Origin of the sequence: Mesorhizobium sp. B2-3-14 (genome assembly GCF_006442175.1) — a bacterium.
Taxonomy (GTDB): Bacteria; Pseudomonadota; Alphaproteobacteria; order Rhizobiales; family Rhizobiaceae; genus Mesorhizobium; species Mesorhizobium australicum.
Genome location: NZ_VFVP01000017.1, coordinates 1 through 21,347, shown reverse-complemented (window position 1 = coordinate 21,347; position 21,347 = coordinate 1). Strand labels below are relative to the sequence as shown.

At 60.5% G+C, this 21,347-nt stretch carries 20 protein-coding genes; 9 read left to right on the top strand and 11 right to left on the bottom strand.

Annotated features, from left to right (window positions below):
- Window positions 1-257: 257 nt before the first annotated feature.
- On the bottom strand, window positions 258-767 hold the full coding sequence (locus FJ950_RS29655) for a hypothetical protein (protein WP_181166445.1): 510 nt from the start codon (window positions 765-767) through the stop codon (window positions 258-260).
- Here FJ950_RS29655 and FJ950_RS28190 point away from each other — a divergent pair.
- The 6 genes from FJ950_RS28190 to FJ950_RS28165 all read left to right on the top strand — a co-directional run bounded on the left by FJ950_RS28190 (window position 649) and on the right by FJ950_RS28165 (window position 7,012).
- A complete protein-coding gene (locus tag FJ950_RS28190) occupies window positions 649-1,476 on the top strand; it encodes an SDR family oxidoreductase (RefSeq protein ID WP_140620369.1) in 828 nt (275 codons plus the stop codon). The genes FJ950_RS29655 and FJ950_RS28190 overlap by 119 nt on opposite strands.
- The gene (locus tag FJ950_RS28185; RefSeq protein ID WP_181166440.1) at window positions 1,473-2,267 is read left to right on the top strand and encodes a FadR/GntR family transcriptional regulator; all 795 of its coding nucleotides are present in this window, start codon (window positions 1,473-1,475) and stop codon (window positions 2,265-2,267) included. The genes FJ950_RS28190 and FJ950_RS28185 overlap by 4 nt, the downstream gene beginning before the upstream one ends.
- Before the next feature lie 82 nt (window positions 2,268-2,349).
- Window positions 2,350-3,354 (top strand): substrate-binding domain-containing protein, encoded by a 1,005-nt coding sequence (locus tag FJ950_RS28180; protein WP_246677773.1) that lies wholly within the window; start codon window positions 2,350-2,352, stop codon window positions 3,352-3,354.
- A 127-nt stretch (window positions 3,355-3,481) separates the two neighbouring features.
- Complete coding sequence (locus FJ950_RS28175; protein ID WP_140620366.1) at window positions 3,482-4,990, top strand: sugar ABC transporter ATP-binding protein; 1,509 nt, start codon at window positions 3,482-3,484, stop codon at window positions 4,988-4,990.
- Window positions 4,983-5,981 carry an ABC transporter permease gene (locus tag FJ950_RS28170; RefSeq protein WP_140620364.1) on the top strand — a complete coding sequence of 333 codons (999 nt, stop codon included), beginning with the start codon at window positions 4,983-4,985 and terminating at the stop codon, window positions 5,979-5,981. Before FJ950_RS28175 ends, FJ950_RS28170 begins: the two co-directional genes overlap by 8 nt.
- Window positions 5,982-6,007: 26 nt before the next feature.
- On the top strand, window positions 6,008-7,012 hold the full coding sequence (locus tag FJ950_RS28165; RefSeq protein WP_181171476.1) for an ABC transporter permease: 1,005 nt from the start codon (window positions 6,008-6,010) through the stop codon (window positions 7,010-7,012).
- Between the two features lie 9 nt (window positions 7,013-7,021).
- Here FJ950_RS28165 and FJ950_RS28160 read toward each other — a convergent pair whose 3' ends face one another.
- The 5 genes from FJ950_RS28160 to iolG all read right to left on the bottom strand — a co-directional run bounded on the left by FJ950_RS28160 (window position 7,022) and on the right by iolG (window position 13,139).
- On the bottom strand, window positions 7,022-7,984 hold the full coding sequence (locus FJ950_RS28160; protein WP_246677774.1) for an aldo/keto reductase: 963 nt from the start codon (window positions 7,982-7,984) through the stop codon (window positions 7,022-7,024).
- Window positions 7,985-8,125: 141 nt separating this feature from the next.
- Complete coding sequence (locus FJ950_RS28155; protein ID WP_140620358.1) at window positions 8,126-9,172, bottom strand: ABC transporter permease; 1,047 nt, start codon at window positions 9,170-9,172, stop codon at window positions 8,126-8,128.
- On the bottom strand, window positions 9,169-10,653 hold the full coding sequence (locus tag FJ950_RS28150; protein WP_140824032.1) for a sugar ABC transporter ATP-binding protein: 1,485 nt from the start codon (window positions 10,651-10,653) through the stop codon (window positions 9,169-9,171). The genes FJ950_RS28155 and FJ950_RS28150 overlap by 4 nt, the downstream gene beginning before the upstream one ends.
- A 28-nt stretch (window positions 10,654-10,681) precedes the next feature.
- The gene (locus FJ950_RS28145) at window positions 10,682-11,746 is read right to left on the bottom strand and encodes a sugar ABC transporter substrate-binding protein (protein ID WP_140620354.1); all 1,065 of its coding nucleotides are present in this window, start codon (window positions 11,744-11,746) and stop codon (window positions 10,682-10,684) included.
- 379 nt (window positions 11,747-12,125) lie between these two features.
- Window positions 12,126-13,139, bottom strand: a complete 1,014-nt coding sequence (gene iolG / locus FJ950_RS28140) for an inositol 2-dehydrogenase (RefSeq protein ID WP_210242371.1) — start codon at window positions 13,137-13,139, stop codon at window positions 12,126-12,128.
- Window positions 13,140-13,286: 147 nt separating this feature from the next.
- Here iolG and FJ950_RS28135 point away from each other — a divergent pair, with 147 nt between their 5' ends.
- Window positions 13,287-14,105 (top strand): SDR family oxidoreductase, encoded by an 819-nt coding sequence (locus tag FJ950_RS28135; protein WP_140620351.1) that lies wholly within the window; start codon window positions 13,287-13,289, stop codon window positions 14,103-14,105.
- A 70-nt stretch (window positions 14,106-14,175) separates the two neighbouring features.
- Here FJ950_RS28135 and FJ950_RS28130 read toward each other — a convergent pair whose 3' ends face one another.
- Entirely contained in the window at window positions 14,176-15,390 is a 1,215-nt protein-coding gene (locus FJ950_RS28130) for a substrate-binding domain-containing protein (protein ID WP_140620349.1), read from the bottom strand.
- A gap of 18 nt (window positions 15,391-15,408) precedes the next feature.
- On the opposite strand from FJ950_RS28130, the gene FJ950_RS28125 reads away from it, so the two are divergent.
- Window positions 15,409-15,630, top strand: coding sequence for a hypothetical protein (locus tag FJ950_RS28125; RefSeq protein WP_140620347.1), 222 nt, complete (start codon window positions 15,409-15,411; stop codon window positions 15,628-15,630).
- Here FJ950_RS28125 and FJ950_RS28120 read toward each other — a convergent pair.
- The 4 genes from FJ950_RS28120 to FJ950_RS28105 are packed head-to-tail and all read right to left on the bottom strand — an operon-like array spanning window position 15,617 to window position 19,959.
- Window positions 15,617-16,741 (bottom strand): Gfo/Idh/MocA family oxidoreductase, encoded by a 1,125-nt coding sequence (locus FJ950_RS28120; protein ID WP_140620345.1) that lies wholly within the window; start codon window positions 16,739-16,741, stop codon window positions 15,617-15,619. The genes FJ950_RS28125 and FJ950_RS28120 overlap by 14 nt on opposite strands.
- A complete protein-coding gene (locus FJ950_RS28115; RefSeq protein WP_140620343.1) occupies window positions 16,731-17,696 on the bottom strand; it encodes a hydroxyacid dehydrogenase in 966 nt (321 codons plus the stop codon). The genes FJ950_RS28120 and FJ950_RS28115 overlap by 11 nt, the downstream gene beginning before the upstream one ends.
- Window positions 17,696-18,511, bottom strand: a complete 816-nt coding sequence (locus FJ950_RS28110; RefSeq protein WP_140620341.1) for an aldolase/citrate lyase family protein — start codon at window positions 18,509-18,511, stop codon at window positions 17,696-17,698. The genes FJ950_RS28115 and FJ950_RS28110 overlap by 1 nt, the downstream gene beginning before the upstream one ends.
- An 11-nt stretch (window positions 18,512-18,522) precedes the next feature.
- A complete protein-coding gene (locus FJ950_RS28105) occupies window positions 18,523-19,959 on the bottom strand; it encodes an NAD-dependent succinate-semialdehyde dehydrogenase (protein WP_140620339.1) in 1,437 nt (478 codons plus the stop codon).
- A gap of 277 nt (window positions 19,960-20,236) precedes the next feature.
- Between FJ950_RS28105 and iolE the strand changes: the two genes are divergently transcribed.
- Window positions 20,237-21,136, top strand: coding sequence for a myo-inosose-2 dehydratase (iolE, locus tag FJ950_RS28100; RefSeq protein ID WP_140620337.1), 900 nt, complete (start codon window positions 20,237-20,239; stop codon window positions 21,134-21,136).
- Window positions 21,137-21,347: the final 211 nt, after the last annotated feature.

Sequence of the window (21,347 nt, the reverse complement as noted above, 5' to 3'; positions counted from 1 at the left end):
GTTCGACGGAGGCTTGAGAAAAAATTTTTCTATGAGGCGTGTGGTGAGATGAGCCGTTACTCACTTCGCTCTTTTACGGACGTGTTTGCCAGCCCTTGTGACATCGAGAATGCGGAAGCCCGGCAAGGCTGTCGGATTGAGTTGGTTCGAATCTGCCGCCTCTGCGCATCAACAACCTTTGTTGTATTATTGTTGTATTATTCTTGTTGTAAAGTTTTGTTGATAGACGTAATTTCTTAGCCAAGTATATGTGCTACCTAAGACGCTATGCCGATGTTGGTATTTATGTTGGTATCTGATCCTATCGGGTGTATTTCCGCCGTCTCATAAGATAAAAAGCCAACTTTCAGGATTAATTTTATTTTTAATAGCTTAGCAGCATCCGGTTCGAATCCGGAAATCGGAATCGAACCGCCGCCAGACACAGAAGCGGCTCTGCCGGGCGCGAAGCATATGGCTTCATTTCGCCTTTCGGTGGACGCAGCTTTCAACGGGCCATAATTGTCGGCAGGTCCCGGGACGCCCGCGGCCGCCCCAACTTTCTTCCAAGCGACGGCGTTCCAAATCCGAGTAAGGGATGCGAAATGACCAAGTGGACAGACCACTTCAATTTCGCTATCCCTTTCTGCGCAATCGCTGGAGGACAGCATGGAAGGCTTGATAGGTAAGGTTGCGTTGATCACCGGCGCCGGGAGGGGTATCGGCAGATTGGCTGCAATGCGGCTTGCCGGAGGCGGCGCAAGGGTTGCGTTGGTTTCGCGAAGCATGGACCAGCTCAACGATACACTGGAGCACATTGAAGCTAAGGGCGGATCCGGCATTGTCATCCCTGGCGATGTGGCATCCGCCGAATCCGTCGCCTCGATCAAAAGTGAGGTCGAAGCCCGCCTCGGATCGCCATCGATCCTGATCAACGCGGCCGGCATCTTTGGCCCTATCCAGTTGATCTGGAAAACCGATCCGGCGGCCTGGATCAACACGGTGATGATCAACACGGTCGGCCCTTACCTGACCAGCCGCGCCTTCGTCGAAGCAATGGTTCGCCAGCGCTGGGGGCGCATCCTCAATATCACCTCCGCCGCAGCGCTGCATGAGCCGGGGCCGATCAACAGCGCCTATGGCACCAGCAAGGCCGCGCTCAATCAGTTCACCCGCCATCTCGCCGCCGAGCTCGAAGGCACTGGGGTAACGGCGAATGTGATCCATCCGGGCGACGTCAAGACGGAGATGTGGGCCGATATCCGCGACGGCGTATCGGATCTCGGACCTGTCGCCGAACGCTATCACGAATGGGCGGCGTGGGTTGAGCGGACCGGTGGCGACAATCCCGAAAAGGCGAGCGAGCTCATCGAAAGACTGGTGGGTGAAAACGCCGCCCACATAAACGGGCGATTTCTCTGGATCAAAAACGGGCTACAACTGCCCATACCGAGCTGGGGCGAATTCAAGCCCGCTGAGGCATGGGAGAGCTCATGACACAACGTTCCGACAGGCCTTCGAAGCGGGCAGGCACGAAGCTGCACCCAATAGCTGAGACGCTGCAGGCCGCCAACACCGGCGTTGCCCAGGCGGTCGTCAACCGAATTCTCGACCTAGTGCGAACTGGCATGTTGCGTTCCGGAGACCGGCTGCCTTCCGAGCGCGAGCTGATCGAGATCCTCAATATCAGCCGGCCGAGTCTGCGCGAGGCGATACGAGCCCTGTCGACGCTAGGCGTGGTGGACAGCCGCCACGGCGGCGGCGCTTACATCACCAGCCTCGATGCGCGAACCCTGCTTGCGCCGCTCGACTTCTTCCTGTCACTCACACCCTCCAACCTTGCGGATGTATTCGAGAGCCGCCGCATCATCGAAATCGAGATCGCGCGCAAGGCGGCTTTCAATGCGAGCGATGCCGATGTCGAGGCGCTCAACGGCATGCTGGTGGCGCATGAGAACGTGTTGGCAGACTCTGTGGGTTTCAGAATTCTCGACGCGCAGTTTCATGCCAGGCTTTGGCAAATGTCCGGCAACACGGTTCTCGATCGCGTTGCCTACGGGCTCTATAATATGGGGCTCGATGTGCGCCGCCGCGCCACCGAGGACGTTGCCCTCATCCGCCGCAGCCTTGGCGAACATGCCAGGATAGTCCGCGCCATCGCCGATCACGACAGCACGGGTGCGGCCGAGGCGATGTCGGCGCATCTCGACCATATCGAGGAGAGCACCCGCGCGATGATCGAGTCCGATGTTGCCGCACTTTCAAGGATTTCGGCGCTGCGACGCTGACCGGAACGCGATGGGCGCTTGCGTTTACGAGAGGCCCAAGTTAGAAGTGGTCTGTCCACTTTGGAATGGGAGGAAACTTTCCATGCGCGACATTTCCCGCCGCACGTTCATGAAGAGCGCGACGGCTTTAGGCGTGATAACGGCTCTGGCGCCTGCCGCGGCCCGGGCAGCCAGCGAACCAGCCAAGATAGGCATTGTAGGCAAGGTCAAAATCCCGTGGTTCGACAACGTCGAGAAAGGCGTTCTCAAGGCCGGCAAGGATCTTGGCGTCGACGCGTCGATCATCAATCCGACGACTGACGATCCCGCCGAGCAGGTGCGGGCCATCGAGGACCTGATCGCCAAGAAGGTCGACGTGATCGGCGTCGTGCCGAATGACGGCAAGGCGCTCGAGCCCGTCCTGAAGCGGGCGCAGGGCGCCGGCATCAAGGTCATCATGAATGAATCGCCCGGCCAGAAGAATGCCGATTGGGACATCGAGCTTATCCAGGACAAGGCCTTTGGCGAGGCGCATCTCGAAGCCTTCGCCGAGGCGATCGGCGGCGAGGGCAAGTATGTCGTCTTCGTCGGCGGTCTGACGGTGGTGCAGCACAATCTGTGGGCTGATTTTGCGCTTGAACTTCAGAAGCAGAAATATCCCAAGATGCAGCAGGTCGGCGACCGCTTCGGCGTCTCCAACAGCGTAGACGACAGCTACAAGACCGCCATGGACCAGATGCAGGCAAATCCCGACCTGAAGGGGTTTCTTATCTTCGGCGCGAACGGGCCGATCGGTGCAGGCAATGCCGTCAGTGACCGCGACCAGATAGGCAACGTCATCGTCGTCGGGCCATTCATCCCGAGCCAGGGTCAGAAGCTGATGAAGTCGGGCGCCATCACCCGTGGTTTCCTTTGGAACCCGGTCGATTCAGGTTATGCGATGGTCGCGCTCGGCAAGACGGTCGCGGCCGGCACGGAGATCAAGAACGGCATCGACATCCCGGGCATGGGCCCCTGCGAGGTCGAACCCGAGAGCCATGTCATCCGGGCCAACAAGCAGATCGATCTCAATCCCAAGACCATCGACAAATGGGCCCAGGTGATCTGACGAGACAGATGGCAGAGCGAACCCACAGCATCCGGTGGGCAGTCGGCAACGTCCCATTCCGGCGCGGCATGGGACGTTGTGTTCTTCGCTTTCGAGAATGCAGCAGTGGACGAAACAAGGTCAGTTGATGAATAGCCCTGCCGCCGGGGATGCAAGCCTCCTCACCTTGTCCAAGATCAGCAAGCAGTTCGGCGGAACGCGGGCGCTCGACGCGATTGACTGGTCGATCGCCGCCGGCGAGGTGCATTGCCTGGTCGGCGAGAACGGCTCGGGCAAGACCACCTTGATCAAGATCCTCTCTGGCGTCCACGCGCCCGATGCCGGAGGCTCGATCACCATCGACGGGACAGCCCATGCCCGGCTGACGCCGCAGCAAGCGAGGGCGCTCGGCATCCAGGTGATATTCCAGGACCTGTCTCTGTTTCCGAACCTCACGGTCGAAGAAAACATCGGCATCGGGCTGGAATTGTCAGCCCCGCTGAAGCTGCCGCCCCGAGCCGAAATGCGCAGGGTCGCCAAGGCGGCGCTGGAGCGCCTGGATACTCAACTTCCCCTCGATCTGCCGGTCGGCAGGCTGTCCGTCGCGCAGCGGCAGATCGTGGCGATATGCCGGGGCATCGCTTCCAACGCGCGCGTCCTGTTCATGGATGAGCCGACCGCCTCGCTGACGCGCCACGAGGTCGACCTGCTGCTGGCCACCGTCCGCAGGCTGAAGGCGCAGGGCATCAGCATCGTTTTCGTCAGCCACCGGCTGGAAGAGGTCACCGAAATCGCCGAGCGTGTCACCGTGCTGCGCGATGGGAAGAAGGTCGGCACCTTTCCCGCCCGCGAGATCGACGACAACCGCATCGCCGAGCTGATGACCGGCGAAAGCCTGGAGAACAAGGTTTCGGCGCGCCCCGTCAACGAAAGAAAGCCGGTGCTCGAAGTAAGGGGCGCGACCCGTGTCGGCGAATTTGAGGACGTATCCTTCACTATCCGCGAAGGTGAGATCCTCGGCCTGATCGGCCTTCTTGGCGCCGGCCGGACCGAACTGGCGCTCTCGCTTTTCGGCATGACCCAACTCGATCGCGGGGAAATCCTCGTCGACGGCAAGCCCATGCGACTCCGCTCCAACAAGGCCGCCATTTCCGCCGGCATCGCCTATGCCTCGGAAGACCGGCTGGCTCTAGGAGTGAACCTCCGCCAATCGATAGCAGACAACATCGCGATCACCGTGCTGAAATCGCTCAGCGACCGGTTCGGCATGGTGCCATTCCGCCGCCGGGCAGCCTTGGCGAAATCATGGGTCGAGCAATTGAAGATTCGCGCCGCAGGCGTCGAGGCGGCAAGTCAGACGCTGTCGGGCGGCAACCAGCAGCGCGTCGTGCTCGCCAAATGGCTAGCAACCCACCCGAAGGTGCTCATCCTAGACGGCCCGACAATTGGCGTGGACATTCGCAACAAGGCCGGCATCCACGCGCTGATAAGGTCGCTGGCGCGGGAGGGAATGAGCATCCTGCTGATCTCGGACGAGGCGCCGGAAGTGTATTTCAACAGCGACCGCGTTCTTCACATGCGACAGGGCCGCATCGTCGGCGAGTTCTTGCCCGGCTCGGTCGCCGAAGCCCGGCTCTCGGAGGCGGTGCATGCCTAGGCTGCTGGCGACTATCTTCGGGCAGCCAGAACGCGCCCTTGGCTCGGCCATCATCGTGACGGCCATCATTCTCACCGCGTCGTCTCCTCATTTCCTGACGGCGTCGAACCTTGTGAACCTCGTCGAGGCCTATTCGGTGATAGCGATCCTCGCAGCCGGCGTTTTCGTCGTCCTGGTTTGCGGTGGCATCGATATTTCGTTCACGGCCACGGCGGCGGCCGCCCAATATCTGGCCGCGACGCTCGCCACTACCTACGAAATGTCGGTCATTCCAACGCTGGTGATCGCGGCAGCCTTTGGTACCACACTTGGCGCGCTGAACGCGGTGCTCGTGCATTTTCTGCGCGTCGGCTCGATCATCATCACTATCGCGACATCGAGCATCTACTACGCGCTCCTGATCTACATCACCGATGCGCATGAGATCTACAATCTGCCCGATTGGTGGGCCGAGCCTGTCGTTGTCTACCGGACGGTCCTTGCCTCGGGCGACGTCGTCAAGATCGGCCTGCCCACCCTCGTTATGCTGACGGTGGTGCTGCTCACGCACTTCCTGATGAAGCACACACGGCTCGGCCGGCAGGTTTACGCCTTTGGCGGCAATCCGGAAGCGGCAAGCCGCATTGGCATCAACGTGCTCGGCGTCCAGCTCTTTGCCTATGGCTATCTTGGCTTTCTCGCCGCGATCGGCGGCTTCATCCAGGCCTATCGCGTTCACCAGGCGGTTCCGACCGCAATGGCCGGGCAGGAGCTCAACGTGCTTGCCGTAGCCATCCTCGGCGGCGCCAGCCTTGTCGGCGGAAAGGGATCGATGGCCGGTGTCCTGCTAGGTGTGCTCTTCCTGGCCATGCTGCAGAACGGGCTCAATCTTCTCGGTATTTCCTCGTACTTCTTCGGCGTTGTCACGGGCTTGGCGATCCTGGTCTCGATCGTGATGACCGGATACGCTGAAAAGCGTTCCACTCGACGGCAACGCATCCAGGCCGGTTGAGGGGATATCCGATGTCGGAGCAAAGGGTGCGACAGCTCAACAGCCAATTCGCCAGTGTGATGGCGCTTTTGCGCCAGCCGGTCAAAGGCAAGGGCGGCTTGTTTGTGCTCCTCGTGGCATTGATGGCTGTCTTTTCGCTCCTGGAACCGGGCACCTTCCTGCGCGGTGCGACGCTGCAGGCGATGATGTTCCAACTGCCCGAACTCGGCCTTCTCTCGCTGGCGATGGCAATTCCGCTGATTTCGGGCGGCATCAATCTGGCACTCATCGCGACCGCCAATCTGGCAGGCCTGCTGATGGCCTGGATCCTAACTTCGCTGATGCCGCCGGATGCCGCAGACCTTGACCTGGCGCTATGGATGACAGCTGCCCTGCTGGCAGGCTTGGCGCTTTGCGCGCTGATCGGGCTGATCACCGGCTTCCTCGTCGCGTATGCCGGCGTTCACCCCATCCTGGTCACGCTCGGCACGATGACGCTCCTTCATGGAATCAGTATTTACTTCACGCGCGGGCGCACGGTGTCGGGCTTTCCCGAGGCTCTGATAGCGGTGTCCAACGAAACCGTGCTGGGCGTACCCACCTCGTTCCTGCTGTTCACGATGGTGGCTATAGTCGTTCATGTGCTGCTTACCCGCACGCCGCTTGGCATCCGCATGCACATGATCGGATCCAACCCCGAGGCGACCAGGTATTCGGGTGTTGACACGGGCCGAGTGCTAATTTGGGTCTATGTCCTGTCTTCCCTGCTGTGCTGGCTTGCGGCCATTGTCATGATGGCCCGGTTCAATTCGGCCGGTGCCGAGATCGCACATTCCTATTTGTTGATAACGGTTCTCGCGGCCATCTTGGGCGGGATCGATCCGTATGGCGGTTTTGGAAAGATCGCTGGCCTGTTCGTCGCGCTGATCATTCTTCAAGTCATCGCCAGCGGCTTCAACATCATCGGACTAAGCCCTCATCTTGCGCTCACAGCTTGGGGGGTGATCTTGCTGTTCGTGGTCGCGGCCAAACGTTTAGCAGTGCGCCTTTGATGACGCAGACTAGCCCGGCTTGTAAATCCGCCGGGCCTCGGGATCATCCACCGAATACCCAATCTTCCCAAGATCCTCCCAAGTCTGTTCAGGGATGGCCGCGGTGGCCCACTCAAGCGTCTGGGCGATCCTTTCGGGTTTCGAAACACCCACAACGGTCGAGGTTATCCGCGGCTCATTTAGTGAGAACTGCAGTGCTGCCGCGCCAGGGGCCAGGGAATGCTTTCTGCACAGCCCCTCGATCTGGCGCACAGGTGCGAGCATTGTCTCATCAATCTCTTGATAGGTTATCCGAGACACCCGCGAACTGCCCTTTGCCAGGACGCCGCCAGCGTAAGGAGCCGCATTGAACACAGCTATCCCTCTTTCATTGGCTAGCTCGAAGAGATGACCTGCCGATCGGTTCAAAAGCGTGAAGCGATTGTGATTGAGCAGGACATCAAAGGGCCAGTCTTTGACCATCGGCAACATGATATCGAGACGGCCCATTGCCAGCCCCACGGCGGTCGCCAGACCTTCCTCTTTTATCCCAAACAATTCATCGAGCGCACCGCCTGGCCGCGTGATCTCGTTGAGATCCACGGAATGCTCAGGATCGTGAAGGTGCAGTATATGAACGCGATCAAGACCGAGAGCCAGAAGACTCTCCTCAAGCGACTGCCTAGCGCGACCGGCGTCGAAGCGACCTGTACTCATATCCCGGTCTAATTTCGTCGAAAGCACAAACCCTGGAGGTAGCCCTCCGCGCTCCCTGATCACTCTTCCAATCCGCTCCTCGCTGCGGCCAAGGCCGTAGTTGCGGGAAGTGTCCATGAAGTTGACTGGACCGTCGAAAATCGCTCGGATGGTCGCAAGGGCCGTGGCTTCGTCAACGCTATAGCCGTAAGTGTCCGGCATCCCGCCGAGAGGAGCTGTTCCGAAACAAATTTCGGTGACTTCCAATCCGGACCGGCCGATTGGTCTCCGTTTCACCGCCGCCTCCACGTTAGGACTAGCAACAAGAGCGGACTTCGACCCGTTGAGTGTCCACTGCGCTGAAGCCGTGCACGCACGCTCCATTCGAGCTTGGCAGTTATGCTGGCAGAAACCCTTAGCTCCTGCCGGCATAATATCTCAGGTTCGGGTTCGCACGCCGCTTGAGCGTTGGCTCGCGATCGTCGTCAGCACCGCTGCGACTATGATGACGGCACCGGTCGATGCCTGAACGTAAAAGGACGGAACCTGCGCCAACGTGAGCAAGTTGTTGATGACGCCAATCAAGAGCACTCCGCTAACAACTCCGACGATTGTCCCTCGCCCGCCGCCAAGACTTACGCCCCCGATCACGGCAGCGGCAAAGGCGGAGAAAATGATCCCCTGCCCTTGGGTTGTCACCGTCGAATCAAGGCGCCCCGTCATCAGAACACCGGCTAAGCCCGCCAAGAGAGCCGCGAAGACAAACGCCGACCAAATGACCCTGTCCACGTTAATGCCGGCGGCCCTCGCAGCGTCTTCATTGCCGCCGATAGCATACAGTGCCCGACCGTAGCGGTGATAGTGGAAGACAAGGCCGACCACGGCCGCTACCACAATGAATACGATCACAGACACTGGAACACCGAGCCAACTCTCGGAACCGAGGTATGTCAGCGCTTTGCCGGGAGAGTAGATCGATCGCCCGTTCGAAATGATCAGCACTCCGCCGCGAAGCAGCACAAGCAGCCCGAGCGTCGAGATGAACGGGTTGAGACCCACCCTGACGACCATGAAACCATTGAAAAACCCGATCAGCCCCGCAGTACCCAGGGCAACGAATAGGCCAGTCCAACTTGGCAACTCCAATCCAAGCCCGCCAGCCGCCGCAGGCACCAGTGTGACAGCCGCCAACATCGGAGCGAAGCCGACAATTCCCTCGAGCGAGAGATCCAGTCGACCTATCAAGACGACGAAAGTCAGTCCGATTGTCGTCAGGCCCAGAACGCTCACCTGGTCGAGGATATTCAGCAGATTGGCCGCCGTGGCGAACCGGGGAGCAACGATGGCACCCACGATGACCAGTATGAGAAGGACCGGGTACATCGTATATCCACCGGCCACAAAGGCGCTCCCAAAGGCGGACAGCCGCGACTGTCCGGAATGTTCCTTCTTCGGCGTGGATTTGCTCACGATATCGGTGCTCATACGACGCCCTCCATTCGCAGGATTAGATCTTTGATTGTGTATCCGCCCACCAGTTCATCAACGACGTGCCCCTCGAACACGATCACGACCCGGTTGGCCAGCTGATCAATTTCGTCTTCCTCGTCCGAGACGACCACAACCCCCAACCCCTTGCTGGCAAGATCGCGCAACAGAGAATAGAGCTGCTCCTTGGCTCCCACATCGACGCCGCGGGTTGGGCTGAGAGCGACGATGACCTCGGGAGCTCGACAAAGCGCGCGCGCGAAAACAACCTTCTGCTGATTGCCGCCACTGAGCTGGCTCACCGCTTGCTCCAGAGACGATGCGATTACGTTCGTCTGTTGGGCAAGGCGCCCGACATGCCTGGCTTCCTTGCCTTTGCTGATAAAACCAAGTTTGCCGGACAAGACGTCGAGGCCACCGATCGCCACATTTTCACGAACACCCAAAATGCCAACGTAGCCGCTGGCATGCCTGTCGGTCGGAACCAGCCCGATAGTCGGTAGCTTTCCACGAGGGCTGATCACCTCGCCTCTTTCAGGCCTTTGCTGGCCAGCAAGGACCATCGCGAGTGCTTCCTTCCCGCCACCCACCGGACCTGCCAGGGCCACGATCTCGCCCGCCCTTACAGCAAAGTTGATATCCTTTTCCGAAAAGCTGTCGAGCCTAATTCCCTTGGCCTGGAGCAGAACAGGGGCTTCATCCGTCAGGAAGTCCTGTCGCGTGCTTCGGACCGTCTTTTCACCCATCATAAGGTCAGCGATGGTCTCGACGTCGAGACGCTCCACGGGCTCGCGTTCCTTTACGACCTTCCCGTCCCTCAATATGGTGACTGTATCGGCAATCTCGAAAACCTCGTCCAGATGATGCGAGATATAGACGAACGAGACTCCCTTGGCTTTGAGCGCCCTCACATGCTCGAACAGAATCCGTTTTTCCGCATTGCTCAACGCCGCGGTTGGCTCGTCCAGAATCATGATGGGCACACCCCGACTGAGTGCTTTCATGATCTCGAGCAGCTGTCTCGTCCCGGCGCCCAGCTCTCCTGCAAGCGAGCGGGGCTGGATGTCCATGTTCCATTCGCTCAGCAGCTCAGCGGCGCGTTCCAACATCAGCTTGTGGCTCACCACGCCGAACCCTCTGCGGACGAGAGGGTTCTCTACAAAAAGGTTTTCCGCAACCGTCAGCAGGTTGAACAGCTGAGGCGTTTGTTGAACGTGGGCGATCAGCTTGCGAATGCAGGGCGCATAGTGTTGGCCTATCGCTTCTACCTCGACCTCGCCAATTCTGATCGACCCGGTATCGGCCGAAACATATCCGCTCAAGGTGGAAACAAGCGTGCTCTTTCCCGCGCCATTGCGGCCCAACAGGGCGTGAACCTCACCGCGCATGACGGTGAAATTCACGCCGCGAAGAGCCCGGGTCGAGCCAAAGGTCTTGGCGATGTCACGCATCTCGACGATGGGTCGCGCGCTGTCCATGATCCTCGGCTCCTCCCTTGGGTCCTGCTTACTTGCCGATCTTGTTCGCCCACAGATCAGGTGAGTCCACATTGTCGGCTGTCACCAGCGTCGCCTTGAGCTGGTACTGCGGTCCAACGGGTGTATCGATAACCTGGCCGTCGTCACGTGGCCCGATCTCGATCTTGCCACCCTTGGAGACGAGTTCGATCAGCTCGGCCGTCTTGGTCGCATAGGCGCTCAGGGGCTGTGACACCGTCGCGTCGAGGGCCTTGCTGCGGATCAGCTGAAGCCCTTGAGGCGTTCCATCGATTGCGATGCGGATCACCGAGTTCGGGTCACCCACCGGAGCGCCCTTGCCGCCGTTGGTGAGCTGCGCGTTCACGGCCGAGGCCATGAGTTCGGACGCCATGAAGATGCCGCTCAACGAAGGATTCTGGGTGAGGACGTTCTGCGCAGCATCGGCGGCCATGTCGGCAGTCCATTCGGTCGGGCGCTGTATCAGATTCACCTTGGGCGCGAGCTCATGCAGCGTTTTGGAGAAACCGTCGGATCGATCGCGGCCGTTTGGTGTGGTCAGGGCACCCTGTAGCTCAAGCACGATGCAGCTGTTGTCGGTCCAGCACGGCTTGGCCTGCAGGCGCTTGGCCATCTCCTTGGCGCCTTGAACGCCGGCGTCGACATTGTCCGCGCGCACCGTTGCCGTCACTTTGCCGCCCGCGGGGGCGTCATCGATCGAGAAAACCAGGACGTTGGCGTCATTCGCCTTCTTGACCGCGGGAACGATTCCGGCCGCGTCAATGGGAGCGAAGACCAGAACGTTTGCGCCGTTGGCAATCAGGTTCTGGAGCGCATCGACTTCGGCAGCGATATCGCCATTCGGATCAGGAGCACCGACCAGGGTGAAACCTTTTGCATCGAAGGCCTTCTTCGAGAGATCCAGCATCAGGGTCTGGAAATCATCCTTGAGAAACTTCGGGGTGAAACCGATCCTCACGTCCGCGGCCTTGTATTCGGCAAGCGCGGTCCCAGCGGTTATTGCAAGGAACAGCGCGCCGAAAGCCACTGTGCTGGCGGCCCTGCGGCGAGAAATGGGAAGACTTGGAAATTTCATTGGTTCCTCCTTTTGTTGCGCGGTCCGACTGCCCGTTGAGCCGGGCCTGACACCGCTTAGGCCTTCTGTGCTCACCACAGAAAGGTTCGATCTTGCGATGAGACACCGTTTGCGATGTCGTCACGCGCAAATGCAATTGCAGTGCCGGCCCGGCAGCACTGAAAGAGCCCTGGACCAGAAGTTGGGAGTGCGGGCTCGCTGTCGCGATTCTCCTTCGATCGTGATCGCAAGGAAGGCGGAGCCAAGATGCCGCGCTATTGCGGGGCCGGTCTCGGTCATTTCCCCACACGACGAACCGTGCGAGCCCATACTTCACCAAACGCTACTCCTCCCACTGCGCGGATCTTTCATCCTCCTGCGAATCCGCCGCCGAATGCTTTTATGCAGCCACCTCGGAGACGCGCACCAAACGTCCCTCTTTCATGGATTTGTAGGCCGCTTCCGCCAGGATGAGCGCACGGCGCCCATCTTCGAAACTTGCCAGCGGAACAGCGCCTTTCTCCACACAGTCCACGAACCCGTCGATCTCGGCCATGAAGGCTTCCTGGTAGCGCTCGAGAAAGAAGAACTGATACGGTTGGCTTGCCTCGGCGGCCGTGCCTGTAAAGCGTCGCAATTCGTGGGGTTTGCGGTTGTCGGAAAGAAGCATTCCGGCGCTCCCGATCAACTCAACGCGCTGATCGTAGCCGTAGACCGCCGTGCGCGAATTATTGATGTGGCATTGCTTGCCCGACGCGGTCCTCAGGATGACCATTGCACTGTCGACTTCATCGAGCTCCTTTCCGAGTGCCGGATCAATGAGCGCATTGGCAAGCGCGAAGACCTCGGTCGGCTCCTCGCCGAGCATGAAGCGAGCCAAGTCGAAGTCGTGGATCGTCATATCGCGGAACAGCCCGCCCGCAGCCTCCAGATAGGCTCTCGGCGGCAACGCAGGATCACGGGACGTGATAATGACCTGGTGCAACTCGCCGATATCGCCGGCCAGCATCGCAGTCCGCGCTGCACTGTGCCCAGGATCGTAACGACGGTTGAAGCCAAGCTGGATCGGGATCTTGGTCTCGCCGATATTGGCGGCACACGCCTCGACGCGGGCGAGGCTAAGGTCGATCGGCTTCTCGCACAGCACCGCCTTACCCGCAGCGACTGCCATTTCTATGTAGTCGGCGTGGGTGGGAGTTGCCGTGGCGATCAGAACGGCGTCCACCATGTCCGACGCGAAGATATCCTCTGCGCTGGCTGCGGCCTTGACGCCTTGAGCCGCCGCGACCTTTTCGGCCGCCTCTGAATTGACATCGAATACCGCCGCCAACGCGGATCGGGGATGCCGAGCGACATTGGCAGCATGCATTTGACCAATTCGGCCACAGCCGAGTACGGCGATACGCAACATCAATTTCCTCCCTGCGGCCTGTTGTGCAAGCCAAGCACCAATCTTTGCGTGCACGATGCAAAATATCTTGCATTATTGCACGTGTGTCAATACAAATTCCGCATTGATTTCTTCTGCAAAATTCATTGCAGAGCGAGGAGGCCTTGAAAAATGAACAGAGTCGATGGGAAATTCGCGGTGGTCACCGGCGGGACGCAGGGACTGGGCGCTGCGATCGCCATGCATCTCGCAGACGCGGGCGCGGCCGGAATTGTCACCTGTGGGCGCAACGCCGATAAGGGCGGCGCCGTCGCTGCAGCAATTGAGGCTAAAACGGGCTGCGTGGTTCGCTTTGTCCAGGCCGATCTAGGGAACGTGGCCGATTGCCGGACGGTGATCGAGGCCGCGGATAGGGCCTTTGGGCGGGTCGATGTCCTGGTGAATGCCGCCGGCCTTACGGACCGTGGTGACATCCTCAACACGAGCGAGGAGCTTTTCGACCGGATGTTCGCGATCAACACGCGCGCTCCTTTCTTCTTGATGCAAGAAGCCATCCGGCGGATGGTCCGAGACCATATCGAAGGAGCGATCGTGAATGTTGGATCCACCTCGGCGCTCGCCGGGCAGCCGTTTATCGCGTCCTACTGCGCCTCCAAGGGTGCTCTTGCCACACTTACTCGCAACACGGCGTTTGCAACGATGCGGAACAAGATCCGGGTCAATCAGCTGAATATCGGCTGGATGGCTTCCGACGGCGAGGATCGCATCCAGCGCGAGTATCACGGCGCGGACGCAAACTGGCTCGAAAAGGCTGCGGCCGAACAACCTTTTGAGCGCCTGCTGGCTCCTGCGGAAGTGGCCAAGGCCGTCACATTTCTAGCTTCGGAGGATGCCGGGATGATGACTGGCTCTGTGATCAATTTCGACCAGTCGGTCTGGGGCGCTTACCCCTTCGCCCCGCCAACGCCTGTCGCCAAGTTGGCGATCTAGAGAGGCGATCGGAAGGAACCACCACTTCGGTTGCCCAACATCATCGCTCGCAGAAGAACTCTGCGATCAATCAGAAGGTGGCGCAGTTGAAGCGGGTAAAAACCTGGCTTTGCGTAATTCGATTTACAGGCTGGATGCCTTGGCGCGCCGTCCGTATGCAATCTACCGATAGCGCAATCTCGCGATCGAAGTCGTGGCCGATCGTCACATCCATGATTCCCCGCTCGAGCAGAGAGCGGGAATTCGCGTTCAATTCGTGGCCGACAAAGACGGTCGAATTACTGAGACCTTCTGCCTCCAATGCGCGCCCAACCCCGAGGTTAGCCCCTGAAACATTGTAGATGGCCGCCGGCGGACCGCTCTTTGCGATGTATCGCCGGACTGCCTCGTATATGACCTCAATGCTCTCATTGGAGCTCACCCTCTCATCGATAGCGAGGGTTGAGAATTCGGATCGCAGGACGTGCCGGAATCCCTGCTCCCGATCTTGGTGGCAGCGAAACGGCACGCTGCAAACAAATAGAACTTTGCCGGCAGTCCCACGCGGGAGCATTCGACCACACAGCCAGGCTGCCGTAGCCCCCGACACATATTGATCCGAGCCAACATAGGCTGCTCGACCTGACAAAGGGAGATCGGTGGTCAGGCAGATCACCGGGAGGCCCCGTCCAGTGGCCGCCCTCACGGCATCGTTGATTGCTGGATGCTCTCTGGCGACCAGGATAATGCCATCGGACGTTTCAGCCGCGCTCTCGATCCGGCGCGCAAAGTCCTCAGGTTGGACGTCGTATGAAGCATGCGACTCCGTTTCAATCTCAGTCGATGCGTTTTGCGCGCTGAACTTCTTCGCGGCGGCTTCCGCAGCCTCGTTGAACGATCGCCCTGAGTCGGCAAGAAGAACGAGACGAAGCGGCTTTGAAATCTCGGGCAAGGCAATCCCACCCGCGCCAGACTGCCTGGCTTCCACAATTGAGGCGGACAGATGCTGTTGGAGAACTGATTGAAATTCCCGGTAGCCCGAAAATCCCAAGGTCTGGACAAAACGCACCACACTGGATGCGTTCACGCCGCAGCGACTGGCAACCTCGGAACCTGACAGAAGGGCTGTCTCGCCAAGGTTCGCGATGAAAAAATTCGCCACGCGACGCCCGCCCCTGCCCATGTTATCCTGAGCTGAGTTCAAGATAGTCATCAACTCGCCGGCAGACTGAGGCTTCGATCGTAAGTGGTCCATGCCTGATCCTTTTTCGATCACCCACCATACCGAAACTTTGCGATCGAGCAATATTCCTTGCAAAAACGCATGAATCGCTTCGGCGCGGCATTGGATTCGCCGTCATCCGGCTTCGCGCGATCCATCTTGATCGGCAAAATAGCACGCGCCGATAATACCTACCTGCCTTCTGGCTACGTGCGACGCCCACAGGGTAAAGTTCTTTCCCTGCAAAACGCGCAAGCCCGTCGAATGAAGTTCTTCAGCGGCCGCCCCGGCGCCACATTCGAGATTGCCATCAAATTGTGCTGACCCAGCGGCCTCCAGTCGCCGAGGTGTGGATTGCTTCGACGAGTTCCTGGATGCGCTGTCCGGAGCGGAAGCTGAATGGCTCGGCACGGATCCCGGCGATAGCTTCGAGAAACAGCGCGACCTCGATGGCCTTGAGATCGTTGAAACCAAGCTGATGGCCTGGGGCCACGCAAAACAGCCCATAGGGCGGATGATCAGGCCCGGCCTCAATACGACGGAAGCCGCGAACGCGACCGGCGTCCGCAGTGGTGTAGAATTGCAGTTCGTTGAAGCGCTCCTGGCTGAAGGTCAGCGCCCCTCTCGAGCCATAGATCTCGAAATCGTGCTGCATTTTGCGGCCGGTCGCCACCCAACTCGCCTCGATGCTGCCGGTGGCGCCGCTGGCGAAGCGCAAGAAAGCCCGACCGATGTCGTCGACCTCGACGGCGGTACGGCCGCCCTTGCCGTCCGGACGACTGTTGATGACGGTGACCTCGTCGCCAAGAACGCGCTCGATCGGGCCGAGAAGGAACTCGGCGGTCGCCAAGGCATGACTGCCGAGATCGGCCAGCGCACCGCCCCCAACCGGGTCGAGGCGAAAGGTGAAGGGACTTTCAGCATCGCCCATGTAGTCTTCGGCGTGAATCCCGCGATAGCTGCGGATTTCGCCAAGCTCGCCAGACGCGATGAGCTCACGGGCCAGGGCCATCATCGGATTGCACAGGTAGTTGAACCCGACCTGCGTGCGTACGCCGGCAGCCACGGCAGCGGTTGCCATCTCGGCGGCCTCTGCTGCGCGCGGAGCAAGCGGTTTCTCGCAATAGACGTGCTTGCCGGCGGCGATAGCGGCCAGCGCCATCTCGCGGTGGAACGCGTTTGGCGCGGTGATGTCGACGAGATCGATATCCGGATCGCGGACAAGTCGGCGCCAATCGCCGGTAGCGTTCTTGAAGCCGAGCGTCCGCGCGGCTGCGCCGGCAAGTTCTTCGGTACGGTCCGCGACGGTATGAAGCTCGAGCTCGAATGGCAGATCGAAAACACGCTCCGCCGCGGCGAACCCAAACGAATGGGTCTTGCCCATGAAACCGGTCCCGATCAGCCCGACCCGCAGCTTGGGTTTCTCATTTCCCATTGATTTCGGCCCCATTGACGACCAGCGCGGGATCGATCTTGCTTTCAAAAAAATCGAGGACGTTCTTGACCGACGACACTGCCATGCGTTCCCCACATTCAACGGTAAGACCGGCGATGTGGGGCGTGAGGATGACCTGATCCATCGCCAGCAACGGGTTGTCCGGCGTTGGCGGCTCCTGGTCGAAAACATCGAGGCCCGCGGCCGCAACCGTGCCGGTTCGCAGCGCCTCAATCAGAGCGAGCTCCTCGACCACGCCACCACGGGCGGTGTTGATCAGGACGACGCCACGCTTGATGAGTTCGAATTCACGGGCACCGATCAACGGCACCTCGCCCTTGGGCGCGTGCACGGAAATTGCGTCGGCACGGCCCAGTGCAGCATCGAGGTCGCAGGCCGGCCTCACCTGGCCATCCGGCCAGCCCATCTTCTCGAGAAACGGATCGTAGGCTTCAACCTCCATGGAGAAGCCGGCAGCCATACGGGCAAGATGCCGGCCGATCCGCCCGTAACCCAGGATGAGCAGCCGCTTGCCCGCTAGTTCCGACGCCTCGAGCTTGTTGCGCCAGTTCCATCCTTTTTCGCGAACGGCGCGATCAGCGCGCAAGGTGCGCTTGCCGGCGGCTAGCAGCAGCATCATGGCGTGCTCAGCCACCGAGACCGAATTGACATCGCCGACGATGGCCAGCGCGATACCGCGCTTGTTGAGCGCCGGCAGGTCGACCGAGTCGTAGCCGACCCCATGCCGCGAGACGATGCGGAGTTTGCGTGCCTTGTCGACGGTCGGCGCGGACAGCGGCTGGGTGCGAATGACCAGCCCATCGGCCTTGCCGATCAGCGAGGCGTAGCTTGGCTCGGAAACCTCCTCGACATAGTCGTAGGTTACACCCGGCGTCCGATCTAGCAGGGCTATCCCGCTTGGATGCAGTTTGCCGGCAACAAGCACGTGAGGCATCAGTAGCTTCCCTTGGCGTTGACGCCCTCGGCTGAGGCTCCAGCCATCAGCGCCCTGAACCGCTTGACGGCGCTTTCAGCGGCGCCGGCGAGTAAACGCACGTCATTGGAGACGGTGGTCATGTCGAAGCCCCATGCCACGGCGCGCCCGGCGTATTCCGGAGTGCCGCAATGCAGCGCGGCGCGAATGCCGTGATTGCGGCAGGCCCGCACAATCGTCTGCAGAGCCTCGATCATTTCCGGCTCTTCGCGATCGAAGGCCGGAGGCAGGCGACCGCCGTGCAGGCTGAAGGTCAGGTCGGCGGGCCCCACATAGATGCCGTCGAGCCCTGGCGTGGCCGCGATCGCATCGAGATTGGCCATCGCCTCGGCGGTTTCGACCATAGCGAACGCCAGAATTTCTCTATTGGCCTCGACCGCATAGTTGGCGCCGACCGCGAAATTGGCACGCGTCGGACCGAATGACCGTTGTCCAAGCGGCGGGTATCGGAGGTAGGAGACGAACTTCGCAGCTTCCTCCGCGGTGTTGATCATCGGGCAGATGATCCCGTAGGCGCCGGCGTCCAGTGCCTTCATGATGATGCCCGGCTCGAGCCAGGGGACGCGCACCAGCGGGGTGACGCCCGAGGCGCGCATGGCCTGCAGCATGGGCAGTATGGCGTTGTAGTCGAGCGCACCGTGCTGCAGGTCGATGCCGATGCTGTCATAACCTTGCGCGGCCATGATCTCGGCGGTGAACGAGTTGCCTATCGAGAGCCAACCATTGATGGTCGGACGGCCGTCGGCCCAGAGCTTCTTGAGGGTATTGGGGATCATGGCGGCAACCCTTAGAAAACGACCTGGGCGAGCTTGGTATCGAGGTAATCCGTGATCGACTCGACACCCCCTTCCCTGCCCATGCCCGAAAAATTGGTGCCGCCGAAGGGGGCCTCCGAGGCAGCAAGCGCGAAGCTGTTGATGCCGACCATTCCAGCCTTCAGCTCGGCAATCGCCCGGCGTGCACGCTTGGGACTTTGCGTGAACGCGTAGGCCGAAAGCCCCATGTCGGAGGTGTTGGCGCGTTGCAGCGCCTCGTCGTCGCTGGAGAACGAGGTGATCGCCGCCACCGGACCGAAATTCTCCTCGGCAAAGACCGCCATGTCGTCGCTGACGTTGGTCAGCACCGTGGGCTCGAAGAAATGCCCGGCGTTGAAGGTCGCCGCACGGCGGCCGCCAGCGGCGATCGTTGCCCCTTGCCGTTCGGCCTCCGCGACCACGGCCTCGATGTCGGAGAGCCGTTTGCCGTTGATCAGCGGTCCCATCTGCACCGAGGGGTCGAGACCATCACCAAGCTTCAGCGACTTGACCCGGGAGACGAACCCCTCAACGAATTTGTCATGCAGGCTTTCGTGGATGAAGAAGCGGTCGGGCGTAACGCAGACCTGGCCGGCATTGGCATATTTGGTTGGCACCGCCACACCGAGCGTGGTCTCGAGATCGGCATCGTCGAAGACGATCAGCGGCGCGTTGCCGCCCAGTTCCATCGAGACCTTTTTGACCGTATCGGCGGCATCGCGGATCATCTGCTGACCGACCCGCGTGGAGCCGGTCAGGGAGACTTTCCGGACTACTTTCGACGCCATGATCGGCGTGTAGGTGGCTTCCGTGGGACCGACCAGCAGGCTGACTGCGCCCGCAGGCAGGTTGCCCGCTCGCATGCAGTCGACCATGACCATGGCCGTGCCCGGAGTCTGGCTCGAGGGACGCACCACGATCGAGCAGCCGGCGGCCAGGGCCGGTGCGACCTTGCGGGCCACCAACGCTGCGGGGAAATTCCAGGCCGTGAAGGCCGCGGCGACGCCAACAGGCTCATGCAGGACCTCGAAACGCCCGCTGGGGACACGGCTCTCGATGACACGACCGTAGATGCGACGCGCCTCCTCGGCATGCCAGCGGAATTGATCGACCGCGAGAGCCCATTCCCGCTCCGACTGGGCGAGCGGCTTGCCGGTCTCGCTGGAGATCATCCGCGCCCCTTCATCCTTGCGGCGCAGCATTTCGTCGGCAATTCGATGCAGAGCATCGGCCCGCTCGAAGGCGGATTTTGCTTTCCATGAACGAAACCCCCGTTGGGCACTTTCGAGTGCGTCGCGAGTGTCTTCCCCATTGGCGCAAGCTACCTCGCCGAGCGCCCTTTCGGTGACCGGACTGAATACCGGCGTAAGGCCTCCCCCGCCCGTTGAGTGCCAGGCTCCATCGATGAAAAGTCCGTAGTCGCCATACATCTGAGCATCCTGAAACAGCACGAGACACGCCACGCAGACAGCGCGGCGGTCACAAGATTCCGGCATTGCGGGACGGGTGTTTCACTCCGTTCGGAGCAGCCTCCGGCGGCGCTGATCCTCGGCATGTCCGATGGATCGCGTGCCCTGCGCGAGTTGGCGCAGTCCTCCCTAAAACCGTATTGCAATAATCATTGCAGCATCTATTGATTTGTCAATAGACATTTCATAATAGATCGCAACGCAGCCATTTGCGTCCTGTGGAAGGAGAACTCAGAGCATGAAAGCCAAACTTGGCATCGCGCCGATCGCGTGGTGGAACGACGATCTTGCGGAACTGAGTGGCGACATTTCGCTCGAGGGATGCCTCGCAGAAGCGCGGGAGGCCGGCTTTTCCGGCATGGAGACCGGACGCCGATTCCCGATGGATGCCGGCGTGCTCGGACCGATCCTCGACACCTATGGCATGAAGGTCTGCGGCGGCTGGTTCTCGGGCTTGCTGCTCGATGGCGACATCGCCCGCGAGAAGGACCGCATTGCCGAACAGATGGCGTTGTTCAAGGCCGTGGGCGCGCCCTGTATCGTCTATGGCGAGATCGCGGGCACAATCCAGGGCGACCGTTCGGCGCCCCTCGCCACCCGTGGTCGCCTGAGCGAAGAGGAGATCAAGGCCTATGGCCGGAAGATGACCGCTTTCGCCGAATGGTGCGGCGAGCAGGGCATGCCAATCGCTTACCATCACCACATGGCCGCACCGATCGAATCCGAGCAGGACGTGGACCTATTGATGAAGCATTCCGGTGAGGCGCTACCTCTCCTGTACGACGCCGGCCACATGGCCTTTGCCGGCGGCGACGTGTTGCGCGTGATCGACAACCACCACCATCGCATCAGCCACGTTCACACCAAGGATGTGCGCCAGCCCGTCATCGACGGGTTGGATCGCTCCCGCGAAAGCTTCCTCGACGCGGTCGTCAAGGGCGCCTTCACCGTGCCGGGCGATGGCTCGCTCGACTTCGAGACCATCGTCAAACGGCTCGCCGGCCACGGCTATGAAGGCTGGTTTGTCGTCGAGGCCGAGCAGGATCCGATCAAGAGCCCGCCGCTGGAAATGGCCAGGATTGGCCATCGCGAGCTGCTGCGCGTCATGGGGTTGGCGGGCTACACCGTCGAGGGCTGATCCCTGAACATACGGATTGAAAGTTTTGCGTCATCACCAGTTCAGCTCAGGTCCGGGCGCCGCCATCTGGTCGATGCCGGCGCCAGGGGTTCTTGCGCCATAGACGTCTTTTCCATTCTCAGGCGGCCTGCAACTCCGCCTCGCCGGTCTTGGCGCCGGTGATATAGGATACGATGTCCTGGCCGTCGGTATTTTCCTTGCGCAGATTGGC

What these genes read in the sequence shown, in the direction of transcription:
- FJ950_RS28170 (WP_140620364.1), top strand. Translation starts at nt 4,983, where the DNA reads ATGCCTAGGCTGCTGGCGACTATCTTCGGGCAGCCAGAACGCGCCCTT.
- FJ950_RS28135 (WP_140620351.1), top strand. Translation starts at nt 13,287, where the DNA reads ATGAACAGAGTCGATGGGAAATTCGCGGTGGTCACCGGCGGGACGCAG.
- FJ950_RS29655 (WP_181166445.1), bottom strand. Translation starts at nt 767, where the DNA reads ATGCTTCGCGAAACCAACGCAACCCTTGCGCCGCCTCCGGCAAGCCGC.
- FJ950_RS28110 (WP_140620341.1), bottom strand. Translation starts at nt 18,511, where the DNA reads ATGATCCCCAATACCCTCAAGAAGCTCTGGGCCGACGGCCGTCCGACC.
- FJ950_RS28125 (WP_140620347.1), top strand. Translation starts at nt 15,409, where the DNA reads ATGAATCGCTTCGGCGCGGCATTGGATTCGCCGTCATCCGGCTTCGCG.
- FJ950_RS28105 (WP_140620339.1), bottom strand. Translation starts at nt 19,959, where the DNA reads ATGTATGGCGACTACGGACTTTTCATCGATGGAGCCTGGCACTCAACG.
- FJ950_RS28155 (WP_140620358.1), bottom strand. Translation starts at nt 9,172, where the DNA reads ATGAGCACCGATATCGTGAGCAAATCCACGCCGAAGAAGGAACATTCC.
- FJ950_RS28145 (WP_140620354.1), bottom strand. Translation starts at nt 11,746, where the DNA reads ATGAAATTTCCAAGTCTTCCCATTTCTCGCCGCAGGGCCGCCAGCACA.
- FJ950_RS28175 (WP_140620366.1), top strand. Translation starts at nt 3,482, where the DNA reads ATGAATAGCCCTGCCGCCGGGGATGCAAGCCTCCTCACCTTGTCCAAG.
- FJ950_RS28190 (WP_140620369.1), top strand. Translation starts at nt 649, where the DNA reads ATGGAAGGCTTGATAGGTAAGGTTGCGTTGATCACCGGCGCCGGGAGG.
- FJ950_RS28180 (WP_246677773.1), top strand. Translation starts at nt 2,350, where the DNA reads ATGCGCGACATTTCCCGCCGCACGTTCATGAAGAGCGCGACGGCTTTA.
- FJ950_RS28185 (WP_181166440.1), top strand. Translation starts at nt 1,473, where the DNA reads ATGACACAACGTTCCGACAGGCCTTCGAAGCGGGCAGGCACGAAGCTG.
- FJ950_RS28150 (WP_140824032.1), bottom strand. Translation starts at nt 10,653, where the DNA reads ATGGACAGCGCGCGACCCATCGTCGAGATGCGTGACATCGCCAAGACC.
- iolE (WP_140620337.1), top strand. Translation starts at nt 20,237, where the DNA reads ATGAAAGCCAAACTTGGCATCGCGCCGATCGCGTGGTGGAACGACGAT.
- FJ950_RS28120 (WP_140620345.1), bottom strand. Translation starts at nt 16,741, where the DNA reads ATGGGAAATGAGAAACCCAAGCTGCGGGTCGGGCTGATCGGGACCGGT.
- FJ950_RS28115 (WP_140620343.1), bottom strand. Translation starts at nt 17,696, where the DNA reads ATGCCTCACGTGCTTGTTGCCGGCAAACTGCATCCAAGCGGGATAGCC.